The organism is Halanaerobium sp., assembly GCF_003070835.1.
Genome location: NZ_QBLR01000010.1, coordinates 1 through 12,260, shown reverse-complemented (window position 1 = coordinate 12,260; position 12,260 = coordinate 1). Strand labels below are relative to the sequence as shown.

Below are 12,260 nucleotides of genomic sequence, written 5' to 3'. Positions count from 1 at the left end.
CATCAAACCTTTTCTAGATTAATATCCTCAAAAATAACTTAATTAACTAAATCTAAGTCCCATTCTTTTTCCTGGCTCTGATTGGCGCTGAATAAGGACAGCTGTTCACTTTCCTTTTCAGCCAAGCGGTTGTAAATAACCTCACTCTCAAAAGGAACTGCCGCTGCATACTTGCCATCACAGGTGATGAAGAAATTTGCCCGCTTTAAAACAATTCTCATCTTTTTTAAGTTATAATGGCTCAACTTTTTTTCTTTTCTAGCTTTAACAATTTTAGCAGCTGAGCGAGGACCAATCCCGGGGACTCTAAGCAGCATCTCATAATCAGCAGTATTTACTTCTACCGGGAATTTATCCAGATTGTTTAAGGCCCAGTCAGCTTTAGGGTCAATTTTTAGATCAAAATTTTCTCTACCGGGAGTTAATAATTCTCCCGCCTTGAATCCATAAAATCTTAATAACCAATCTGCCTGGTAGAGCCGGTGCTCCCGCTTTAGTGGTGGCCCCGGCAGAGCCGGCAAAAGTGAGGAATTATTAACCGGTAAATAGGCAGAATAATATACCCGCTTTAAATTAAAATGATCATATAAGCCTTCTGATAAAGAAATAATCTGCCTGTCTGATTCTGGGCTGGCCCCTACAATCAGCTGAGTTGACTGCCCGGCCGGCACAAATTTTTCTTTCAGCTTATATTTTTTGCGCTCTACAATATTATTTTCTATCCCCTCTCCGATACCCTTCATCGGAGCTAAAATTCCTGCTTTTTTCTTCTGAGGTGCCAGCTTTTCCAGGCTACCTTCGCTGGGAAGCTCAATATTGACACTCATCCGATCCACCAGCAGTCCAGCCTGATAAATCAGTTTAAAATCAGCGCCTGGAATTGCTTTAAGATGAATATATCCCTGATAATTATGTTTATTGCGCAGAAGCTGCACAGTTTTTAAAAGCTGCTCCATGGTCCAGTCCGGATCTCTGTTAACTGCTGAACTTAAAAACAGACCTTCAATATAGTTGCGCTTATAAAAATCAACAGTCAGCTGAGCCACCTCTTTCGGAGTAAAAGAAGCTCGCGGCCGATCATTACTGGCCCGATTTACACAGTACTGACAGTCATAGATGCAGTAGTTGGTAAATAAAATTTTGAGCAGGGAAACACAGCGGCCATCATCAGTCCAGCTGTGACAGATTCCGCCTGCCGCAGTATTGCCAAGACTCGAGCTGTCACCACGCCCACTGCTGCCGCTTGAAGAACAGGAAACATCATATTTAGCTGCATCACTTAAAATTTCAAGTTTTTTCTGAAGATCCATCTTTTTTCCTTTCTAATCCTGATTAATTTCTCCATTTAATATCTTATCAGCATTTTTTCCACTCACCGCATTTCTCCATGCATTCTCCTCTTTTTTAATTAAATAAGGATTGGCATATTCCTCAAAAATGCCAAATAATTTTTTTCTTTTTGTGATTTCTCGTCTGTTTGACTGAAAGGAGTTAGAGAAGCTCCTAAAAATAACAAAATATACGTCAAATGAAGATTGTATTACTATTGATATCTTTAATTATAACATACATCAGTTCACCCAGCAAGCAAAAAACTACCGCCCGCTAAAATTTTTCAGCAGACGGTAGTTTAGATCCTTAATTATATGGTTTAATTTTACTTCAAGACTACAGCGGCTTCTGGACCATTAACTCTAAAGGTGAAGGTTTCAAGGAAGAATAATTCTACCTCATCACTATTTCTATCTTCATATCCTAGAGAAATGTCCTGACCAACTGTTAATTCAAAGTCTCCACCGCGTTCGGAAATTAATAGACCTCTGTTGCCGAGATCAGGTACTAAGACAGCACCGTTATCAACCATTTCTTCAACCTTACGCTTTAGTGGATAACCTTTATCATCTAATTCATAAAGCAGAGCATAAAGTTCAGGACCTAAGAGTAACCGCTTAGCTCCACCAACACTATTTTCTTCAAATAAGGTCAGCGCTCTTAAGAGACCAGAAATCAGTTCTTTTTCTCCGCCGGAAACACTAACTTCATCATATTCTGAAGCCTCAACAATACCTTCAATTCCTACCTCATCGAGACCATAGAATACAGCTTTATTTTCAGCTTTAGCCAGTTTAGAAGCAGCATCAATTAAATTATCTGTGTCAACATCTTCTGCTCCTCTAGCCAGAGCTTCTATCTCACTGAGCTTCATTGTAAATGGAACTTTTAATTCTACTAAGGGTAGAACCTCTCTGGTGGAATAAGTTACACCTTCCACATCTACAATTCCTACCGGGCTAAAACGGCCGGTGTTTATTGAAGAGAGTTCTAAGCCTTTGGGTCCCAGAAAATCAACTTCTTTACGAGCCTTTAATTTCTGGTTCAGTACGTCAGTTGCCTCTTCATCTAAGAAATTCCAGGCTTCTGCTGCAAATGGTGCTAAAGAGCGTTTTAAAATATCCATTTATTCTCCTCCTCTCATACTGCCTAAACCAAGTGATTTACTGGAAGCAGGCGCTTCTTCTCCGCTGCCTTCTCCACCTTCTCCACCTTCTCCACCTTCTTCACCTTCACCCTCTTCTTCTATTTCAGTTATTTTTGCTGTTTGAAAAAGGAAAGTTCTTAACATTTCATCCCAGACAGGATTTTTACGGCGTAACCATTCTAGCCCCATGCAGGCATGCTCAATCTCTTCGTCACGATTATGTTCAACAATTGCCTGAACATCGGGATCATTTGTTGCTTCAGCACGCTGATTATACCAATCAACAGCTTCTAACTCCTCAATTACACTTTTGATAACACGATGATAATCAATCGCTTCTTCAGATAATTTTTCCTCTGGTTCATGATATTCGCTCATAAATCTAACCTCCCTCAAATTTTAATACCTAAATTTAAACGGAAAATTGATATTCATTCTCAAAGTAATTATATCTTTCTTTTCTGCTGAAGTCAAATTTTAACTTTGTCGAAAAATGTTGATAAAGCCTGCTGTGATAGTCTTTAAAACCGTTCCCCCTGCATATTTAATCTAATTCTAATCAGGCATTTAGAGAACCATCGGCAAGGGCTAAAGCAGCTTCGTGAACAACCTCTGCTGTTGTCGGATGGGCATGAATAGTCTCCCGCAAGTTTTCTGCAGTTAGACCAAGGTTTACCGCCAGAGTCAGTTCTGAAATTAAATCACTGGCCTCAATTCCAATCAGAGCCGCTCCAATAATTTTATCACTTTCTTTTTCAGTAATCAGCTTAATTTTACCTTCTCTTTCTCCCATAGCCATAACCTTACCGCTGGCTGCAAAGGGAAAACTGCCAACCTCATAATCTATACCTTTTTCTTTTGCTTCCTCTTCACTCAAACCAACTGTCCCAATTTCAGGCGAAGTAAAAATAGCACCAGGAACAGCCTGATAATCCATTTTTTTATCCATCCCCATAATATTTTCTACAGCAATAACTCCCTGATGAGAAGCTACATGGGCCAGCAGAATTTTATCTGTCACATCACCAACCGCATAAATCCCCGAAACATTTGTCTCCATTTTTTTATTCACCTGAACTGCCCTTCTTTTTTCAGAAAGATTTACCCCGGCATTTTCCAGACTAAGGCCATCAGTATATGGTCTGCGGCCGACTGCCATCAGAACTTTTTCGGCTGCAGCAGTTTTTTCTTTTCCTTTCTGCTGGTAGACTACCTCAAAAGCATCAGCCTGCTTTTTGATTTCTTTGACCTCAGCAGAAGTTTTAACACTAATCCGGCGGCGGCGGGCAGAACGGTTTAGTTCAGAAGCAATTTCAGAATCGACGCCGCTTACCAGCTGATCCAAGTATTCAACTACTGTTACATCAACCCCAAAATTACGAAAGATAAAAGCAAATTCCATCCCAATTATTCCACCACCGACAATAATCATTGATTCCGGCAGTTCATCCAGATCAAGTGCAGAGCGGCTGTCTAAAATATCGTCCAGATCCGCCCCTGGAATCGGAAGAGAAGCAGTTTCAGACCCGGTAGCTATAATAATATTATCAGCTTCAATTTCTATAGTTTCCGCTTCTTTTTCTATTTGTATTTTGTTCTGAGCAATAAATGATGCCCTGCCATCGATTCGATCTATGTTTTTTTTGCCGAGCAGGTGATCAACACCCCGCACCAGACGCTTAACTATTTTATCTTTTCTTTTTACAACTGCAGAAAAGTCCAGTTCAGCATTTTCTACCTTAATTCCAAAATCTTCAGCATTCTGAATATCGGCAAAGACCTCTGCCGAGCGAACAAAAGCTTTGGTTGGGATACAGCCCCAGTTCAAGCAGGTCCCTCCCAGAGCTTCTTTTTCGATTAAAACAGTATCCGCACCCAGCTGACCAGCTCTTAAAGCGGCTGTATAGCCTCCGGGCCCACTTCCTATTATTGCAATTTTATATTTTTTGTCTGCCATTTTTTCAGCTCCTTTTATTTTTAAATTATAATTATTGTCTATTTTGATTGCTTTAATTTATTAATCATTTTGATAGATATAATCTCTTGTCAGGGGGAGATCAATATTTTTACCTTTTGAGAAAAGCAGCTGATGGACTGAAGTTGAGGCAAATCTAAAAGTAAATACAGCTCCCATTAAAAAAGTCTGCCACATGCGATAAAAATGATCATCAAACTTTTCTTTAACTTCCTGGCTGACCTCTTCATAATTATCAAGCCATCTTTCTGCAGTCAGTGAATAATGATAACCAATATCCTCGACATCTATAAGATGAAAATTTCTTTCGGGAAGCTCCCAGACTATTTCTCTCAGGGAAGGGATATAGCCCCAGGGGAAAATGTATTTCTGCAGCCAGGGATGAGTTGGCTTCTCTTTTAAATGAGTAATACTGTGCAGCAGTGAAAGTCCCCTGTTTTTTAACATCTTATCTACAGCTTCAAAATATTGAGGAATATTATCTTTGCCGACATGTTCAAACATCCCCACACTTACTATTTTATCAAATTTTTGCTCTTCCTCAGCCAGCCTGCGGTAGTCCTGTCTTCTAATCTCTATCTGATTCGTCAGTCCAGCCGCGGCAGCTCTCTTTTTGGCTTCTATCTCCTGCTCCTTACTCAAAGTAATCCCCATTACATCTACTCCATATTTTTCAGCAGCACGCAGGGCAAGTGAACCCCAGCCGCAGCCAATATCGAGCAGTCTTTCGCCCGGTTTTAAATTTAATTTCTTAAGAACATGGTCGAGTTTCTGCAGCTGCGCTTTTTTAAGCTCATCAGTTTCATCTTTAAAATATGCACAGGAATAAGTCATTGTCTCGTCCTGCCAGAGTTTAAAGAAATCGTTGCCGAGGTCATAATGTTTTCTAACTCCTTCTTCCTCTTCAGCCAGCGAATTAGAAGTTTGAAAGTTAAGTGGCTGATCAATTTTATATTTTTTAATTTCTTCCATCAGCTCGAAAATATTTTCACCTGCTGTTTCAATCAGCTTTTTGATATCACCTTCAAAATTGATTTTCTCTTCCATATAGGCTTCTGCTAGTTTAAGCTGCGGACTTTTTCTAATTTCATTTAAACTTAATTTTTCTGAGAAAATTATTTTAAAGGCAGATTCAGATTTAAGTTCTGAATTAAAAACTTAAGTTTCTCCGTCCCAGTATTCAATTTCAAATTTTTGCCCGTCAACTCTCTTAAAAACAGCATTCAGAATCTTTTTAGTCAGCATCTTTATAACCTCCTGTTGCCAGTTTTTGAGTTATAAATCAATCTCTAAGTTTTTACAGTAATTATAACCAAGATCATATAATTCCTGACTGTATTTGGTATTTAAAATATTATACTTTTCTATTCCTGTCGGCTCAATATAAATATCCGCCTTTTCTCTCAATTCCATGGCATTAGCAACTGTTTTCAGCTGAAAAGTTCTGACAGCAATATCTGTAATACTCTCCATTTTTTCTTCTAAGTTTACCGGCATTACATTGACAGCGATCAGTTTATCACATTTATTAATCAGTGGGTTAACCGGCAAATTTTCAAATAAGCCACCATCAACATAGAGATCTCCATTAATTTCAACTGGAGAGAAAAGCACCGGGATTGAAGAAGAAGCCTGAATAATCTTCACTAACTCCCCACTGCTGAAATATTCCATTCTCGCTTTTTCAATATTTGCTGCACCAACATAAAATGGAATTTTTAATTCTTCAAAAGTCTCAGCCCCGAGTGATTTTTCTAAGTTTTCTGTCATGTTATCTAAGGTAAAAATACCTCGGTCTGGTATACTCAGCTTGGCGAAATCAAAGAAATCATTTTCATTAATTAATTCCATTACCTCTGCCGGACTTTTTCCGGCTGCTATAAAAGAACCCACAATTGCCCCGGCACTGACTCCTGCCAGCAGATCTGGCTCAATTCCCTTTTCTTTTAAGGCCTGCAAAACTCCTAAATGAGCAAAACCCTTAACTCCTCCCCCGGATAAGGCAATTCCTATCTTTGGCGCCATAAAATCATCCTCTCTTTATATTTACCAAATGAAATTAAAATTTTAAAAAATTACTTGCTAAAAGAGCTTTCTAATATCTTCAACTGCATAATCTAAATCAGAGACTAAACTTGTAAAAATATTCATTATATTTTCCAGCTGCTGATAAAGATCAGGCTCAGCTATTTTACGATTCTCGCGCGGTTCTTCTACCCTGATTTCTTTTAGGATCCCCTTTTTTTCGGCTGCTAGAATATAAATTCTGTCAGCAAGTAGGAGAGCTTCTTCCGGATCATGGGTTATCAAAAAAATTGTGATTCCACTTTCTCGCTGAATTAAACTGATCAGCTTTCTTAAATTAACCCTGGTTTTCATATCTAAGGATTTAAACGGCTCATCTAAAAAGACTAAATCTGGCTTTACTGCAAAGGCTCTTATTAATTCAAGCCGCTGCTGCATTCCTCCCGATAATTCATGCGGGTAGGAATCCTTAAACTCTTCGAGTCCGGATAATTTAAAAAGTAAATTTCTGAGTTTCTCTTCTTTTTCCAGGCCGTAATTTTTTTGCACAAAAATTAAATTTTCTGCAGCTGTTTTCCAGGGCAAAAGTCGTGGGCTTTGAAAAACATAGGCAAAACGAGGCCGGTTCTTTTTAATTATCTGCCCCGAATCTGCTGCTTCGAGTCCGGAGGCAATGCGAAAGAGAGTTGTTTTACCGCTGCCTGAAGGTCCTAAAAGGCAGCAAATTTCCCCCTGGTTGATTTCCAAATTCAAATTCTGCAGTACTTTTAAATCCTGAAATGATTTATTGACATTTTTGAGTTCTAAAATTTTTTCTTGATCAGTCATTTTTCCACCTGCTGACATGTGCTTTTAATTTTTCTAAAAGATAATATTCTACAAAAAGCATAAATAAAACTAAAACTATGGTCCAGGCAAAAAGGCGGTCTGTTGCCATCATAGAATTAGCCCGACTGAGCTGATAACCGATCCCACTCGAGGAAGCAATAAACTCTGCAAAAACTGATGACTTCCAGGCAAAGGCAAAAGCTACACTTAAAGCAGAAACTAGAGCCGGCAGCAGTGAAGGTAAATATATCTCTTTTAAAATTCTTAAGCGTGGTGTTGAATATGCTCTGGCCATCTCAATTAGATCGGTATTCATCTCCTCCAGCCCCTGAAAGATATTAACGAAAATCACAGGCAGAGAAACAGTGAAAATCAAAAATATTGGTGTCAGATCATCGGCTACACCAAACCAGACCACAGCCAGGGAAACCCAGACAACCGGTGGGGTAGCCTGAATAATTGTAATCAAAGGCCGGAATGTTCGCTGCAGCAGAGAAAAGCGGTGCAGAAGAAGGGCCAGACTTATTCCAGCCAGCACAGCAGCCCCATAGGCAATTAATGTTCTTCGTAAAGTTATGATAAAACTTTCAACTAAAATTCCTGAAACTGCTATTCCTTTTAAAGCCTGATAACTTTCTCCAATCGAGGGCAGGATGAGGCTGTTTAAGCCGGCCGCACCCCTTTCCCAGATCAGAAAAATTACTATCAATAAGAGCCAGAATGGTTTAGTAATAAAATTCTTCATCGGGCAGACTTCCACCTAATAAGTCTGGATACATCTCTAAAATCTCACCGAAGTAAAGTTCTGTCAACTCACGACTTTCTGCTTCTGAATAAATATTTAAGTTAACTCTGCTGTATGACTTTTTCAAAACAGGTGCCGGCATTTCAAAATGTTTAGAAGCAAGCTGAGCTGCTGCTTCCGGATTGTTATTTACCCATTCTACACCCTGTTTATAATAACCATTAATTATATTTGTAAACTGAGGATTTTCTTCGGCAAAATTTCCATTTACAAAAAGTGCTACAAAAGGAATTCTCTCATCACCATGAATTTTAGCCCACTCTTTTTGAATATCCATTGACAGTTCTGCGCTTTCTCTATTAGCTAGACTGATAGTTGCCAGCGGCTCAGGGAGAATAATAGCATCAAGTTCTCCAGCCATAAATAACTGAGCAGCACCAGGCAGGGCTCTATAAACCAGGTTGAGATCGGTTTCTGGATCAAGTCCATTTTCTGAAGCCAGATAGCGGGCAAGAAAATCCAGAGGGCCTCCCTGCAGCGGCAGTACCAGATCTTTTCCTTTTAAATCTTCCCAGCTTTCTGCTTTAAAACCGTCGGTCAACAGATAATCAATCGCCCAGGTATTAACATTAAGCATCTTTATATTAATTCCTCGATTGTAGGCATTGGCACCAACATTAGAACCAGTAACCAATAAGTCTATATCGTTCTGGGCCAGCAGTGAAATACCGCGCTGATGATCAGAAGACAGATTAATATTTAGGTCCACTGCCTCCGGTAATTCAGCTTCTTCCTGCATCCATAAAAATGGAAGTGCAGCTGGAACAGTAGGTGTCTGAATATTTATTCTCTTGGCTGCAGCAGGTAATACTGCTAAAGCCATAATACTTACTAGTAAAACTAATGTTAATAATCTCTTTTTCTTTAACATAAATTATTCCTCCTGTATTTTCGTTTATGTTTATTTGTGTTCATTTATGTGCACGCACCGTGAACCTGTCGTTTTTTGTAATTTTTTGTCTCAAACACCCTGTTTTCGACTAATTGCGACATAAATCGGGTGGTTCCCGGTGCGTGTACGTGTTAAGTTAATCGTTTAAAAGTCCCTGAATAATTACATCAGAAGCTTCTTCTTCGTCTAAGCCGTGAGCCATCAGAGTCTGCAGCTGGGTGCTGTCTACACTACCAATTGCTGCCTCATGAGTTACCTTTGCTTCAGGATGACGGACATCTACTATTGGAATTGCCCGAGCAACTGCCTGATCCTTAATAATCTCAGTACAGTCCACATGCCCCATCGCATCTGCCGCATCTGCTGTCAGCTCATTGTAAATTTCAGCTTCTGCCTGATCTTTTAAGGCAATCTTAGAATCCAGAATTCCTCTGGCTGACTCGCCATTTAAATGAGCTGCCTCTCTAATTTTAACCAGGTCATCTTTTTGACCGCTGATCCGGGCCAGCATTTCAACAGTTCCATGTTCAGCAATTTCAGCTTCATAATCAAAATCAATTTTTCCAACTCTACCTTTTAAGAGATCAAATTTGGTCACCAGTTTTCCGTAGGCTTCAACATTAATATCAGATTTAGCAATTACTTCTACCCCACCATTATCTCCGTGAAAATGGTGCTCCTTATAAATGTAGCTGCCGCCTTCACCAATATTAATCACCGCATCCATGATATGCTGAACTTTAACAGCGTTGGGAAATACACAGTCAGCTCTTACTTCTACCTGGGCATCTTTCTGGATATCAACATTCATATCTATAATTTGCTTACCTTCTTTAGGCAGAACCCCAAAACACATATGCACCGGGTTTTTGATTTTATATCCTTCTCTGACGGTAACCTTAACCCTTACTTTATTAGCTTCGACTTTGTCAGCTTCAACTTCAAGTCCTTCAACAGCATGCATGCCGAGAATTCTGTCCTGTTCTAAAACTACATGTGCTACTTCACTGTCAGAAAAAATATCATCTCCACCTGCATCTTTGTAGGCATCGACCATCATTTCGTAGTCATTCATCAGCTGGCCACCTCCGTCTCACACTCTTCTTCTTTGGCACAGGGAAAACAGAACGATTTAAAATATTCGCTGATATCTGCTGGGTCACCCTGACGAATGATTTCTCCTTCACAGACTAAAGCTGCCTTATCTGCATACTGCAGCATCTCCTCAGAATGAGTTATTAAAAGCAGGCCACTGCCTGAATCCTTAAAATACTTAATCATATCTGCAATATTATTTAGAGCAACTATATCAACGCCAGAATCCGGCTCATCTAAAATTATCAGCTCCGGATGCATTAAAATTAAGGAAGCTAGCTCAATTCTTTTTCTTTCTCCTCCACTCAAACTTTTATCGACAAAGCGGTTTAAATACTGATAGGGATTAATTGCCACCTTATTTAAGGCATCCCGAAGCTTTTCTTCTGTTACTTCTTCACCTTTGCTTCTTAAACCTAGTGCTAAAAACTCTCTCACAGTTACTCCCTGATAGCGGGCTGGTTCCTGCCAGGCTAAGGTTATTCCTTTTTTGGCCCTCTGATTAATTTTTAAGTCATTGATTTTTTCACCCTTATAAAGAATCTCTCCTTTTTGCGGGTGGTAATTATTGATCCCCATCAGAGTGTAAGCCAGTGTTGATTTCCCACAGCCATTTGGCCCAATTAAGGCAAATACTTCTCCTTTTTCCAGGGAAAATTCCATCCCCCGTAAAATTTCTGCATCTTCAATTTTTAGATGCAGGTCTTTAACTTCTAATAATTTCGACATCATACTCCTCCTTATATGAACCACCGTTTACCAAAACATTTTTTGCCAAATATTTATCTAACAAACTCAAACTTATAAATGGTAATTTATGGTTCCGTAAACGGTGGCTACACACTTTATTTATTCCATTCCTAAAAATTCATTGATTTTGTCTGCATGATAACCGGGTATAATCAAATGATGATTACCAATCGCATCATTTAAAAAGTAGTCCGAACTCTGCGGAAGCGATATTTTAAGCTGAGTTCTACAGGCATTGGGAGAATCCATGTTTTCAATAATTTCTCCTTCTGCCACAAAATACTGCTCCAGTCCGGCTCCACCAATCTTAAATACTGTAACCGGCCCCTCTTCTAAAATCCCCTGAATTCCAACTCCAATACCAGTTTCAAAGTGCGAGCGGATAATGTAATCCTTGCTGATATCTGTAGCTACAGTGCAGTGGGCAAAAAGAATTTCATCATTTTTTTTATCTATTGCCGCCGGGTTAGCCATAAAGGGCATCTGCCCGGTTAACTGATGGGCTAAAAACATGGTAAAAGCAGCCGGAACATCACCCTCACAGCCAGCAACCAACCCTTCATTATTTAAAAGGGCCAGGGCCAGACAGCCGGTGGTATTTAATTCCATTACAATATCAAAACAGCGAATTGTCAGTGCATCTAAGTCATTAGCATAAACAACTTCTTTTAAAGCCAGATAAATTTTTGCAGCCTCAACCAGATCAGCTTCATTGCTCTCCACAATTTCTGCAGCATTTTCTAAGAAATCAGCTGCTATTCTTTTAGCCTTAGCAGAATCAACCTGCTCCAGGGCCTGATAAACTTCCTCAAGTTCGATATCCACAAATTCAGTTCCCCAGTGGTGAGCAGCATGCTGATAATCAATCTGACTACCGATCAACCAGTCTGAAGGCTGACCAATAACTCCAAGTCTTGCCTCAGCAATTCGGTCCCTTACCTGCTTATAGGCAGCCAGTTCTTCAATTTCTACAACTAAATCTTCCATTTCTCCGTGTAAAATTTTCCCATCCAAACCCTCAGCATTCAAAAAGCTCAATATTTCTAGAGATGCGGGAAGCGAATTATGCAGCTCAGTCGCTAATAGGTAGGACGGCTGGGGCAGATAGTCAACATTTTCTGCAAAAATACTCTCTGAGCCCCCTGATTTAATAAAATTGATTGTTAAATCAAATTCATCAAAATCAGTAAAAGGAATCTCATCGACCTTTATTTCTTCCAACTCAAAGTTATCATTTAATACCTTATACTTATCCTCTAATGTCTCATCTATTCTATCTTCATCATGAATCTCAGACACAATAGAAACCAGTGCTATTTTCATTTTATTACCTCCAGCTTAGCTAAATGTTTTTTAATTTAGGTTCTAAGTTTACTCTACATCTATTATATTTAATCTATATGCTTTAAGC

12 protein-coding genes are annotated in these 12,260 nt (G+C 39.3%); all 12 read right to left on the bottom strand.

Annotation, left to right across the window (positions count from 1 at the left end):
* Positions 1-38 precede the first annotated feature (38 nt).
* Positions 39-1,310 (bottom strand): putative DNA modification/repair radical SAM protein, encoded by a 1,272-nt coding sequence (locus CI949_RS02255; RefSeq protein ID WP_290762690.1) that lies wholly within the window; start codon positions 1,308-1,310, stop codon positions 39-41.
* Between the two features lie 347 nt (positions 1,311-1,657).
* A complete protein-coding gene (locus CI949_RS02250; RefSeq protein ID WP_133529914.1) occupies positions 1,658-2,458 on the bottom strand; it encodes a family 1 encapsulin nanocompartment shell protein in 801 nt (266 codons plus the stop codon).
* Entirely contained in the window at positions 2,459-2,857 is a 399-nt protein-coding gene (locus CI949_RS02245; RefSeq protein WP_290762687.1) for a ferritin-like domain-containing protein, read from the bottom strand.
* A 181-nt stretch (positions 2,858-3,038) separates the two neighbouring features.
* The gene (gene lpdA, locus CI949_RS02240; protein WP_290762685.1) at positions 3,039-4,436 is read right to left on the bottom strand and encodes a dihydrolipoyl dehydrogenase; all 1,398 of its coding nucleotides are present in this window, start codon (positions 4,434-4,436) and stop codon (positions 3,039-3,041) included.
* A gap of 60 nt (positions 4,437-4,496) precedes the next feature.
* Entirely contained in the window at positions 4,497-5,501 is a 1,005-nt protein-coding gene (locus tag CI949_RS02235) for a cyclopropane-fatty-acyl-phospholipid synthase family protein (protein WP_290762683.1), read from the bottom strand.
* A 228-nt stretch (positions 5,502-5,729) separates the two neighbouring features.
* A complete protein-coding gene (locus tag CI949_RS02230) occupies positions 5,730-6,479 on the bottom strand; it encodes a patatin-like phospholipase family protein (protein WP_133529910.1) in 750 nt (249 codons plus the stop codon).
* Between the two features lie 57 nt (positions 6,480-6,536).
* A complete protein-coding gene (locus tag CI949_RS02225) occupies positions 6,537-7,307 on the bottom strand; it encodes an ABC transporter ATP-binding protein (RefSeq protein WP_133529909.1) in 771 nt (256 codons plus the stop codon).
* A complete protein-coding gene (locus CI949_RS02220; RefSeq protein WP_133529908.1) occupies positions 7,300-8,052 on the bottom strand; it encodes an ABC transporter permease in 753 nt (250 codons plus the stop codon). Before CI949_RS02220 ends, CI949_RS02225 begins: the two co-directional genes overlap by 8 nt.
* Positions 8,033-8,983 (bottom strand): ABC transporter substrate-binding protein, encoded by a 951-nt coding sequence (locus CI949_RS02215; protein WP_133529907.1) that lies wholly within the window; start codon positions 8,981-8,983, stop codon positions 8,033-8,035. Before CI949_RS02215 ends, CI949_RS02220 begins: the two co-directional genes overlap by 20 nt.
* 157 nt (positions 8,984-9,140) lie before the next feature.
* Positions 9,141-10,079: a SufD family Fe-S cluster assembly protein gene (locus CI949_RS02210; RefSeq protein WP_290762676.1), complete on the bottom strand. Its 939-nt coding sequence runs from the start codon at positions 10,077-10,079 to the stop codon at positions 9,141-9,143.
* Positions 10,079-10,828 (bottom strand): ABC transporter ATP-binding protein, encoded by a 750-nt coding sequence (locus CI949_RS02205; protein ID WP_133529905.1) that lies wholly within the window; start codon positions 10,826-10,828, stop codon positions 10,079-10,081. Before CI949_RS02205 ends, CI949_RS02210 begins: the two co-directional genes overlap by 1 nt.
* A 120-nt stretch (positions 10,829-10,948) precedes the next feature.
* Positions 10,949-12,172: a fucose isomerase gene (locus tag CI949_RS02200; protein ID WP_133529904.1), complete on the bottom strand. Its 1,224-nt coding sequence runs from the start codon at positions 12,170-12,172 to the stop codon at positions 10,949-10,951.
* Positions 12,173-12,260: the final 88 nt, after the last annotated feature.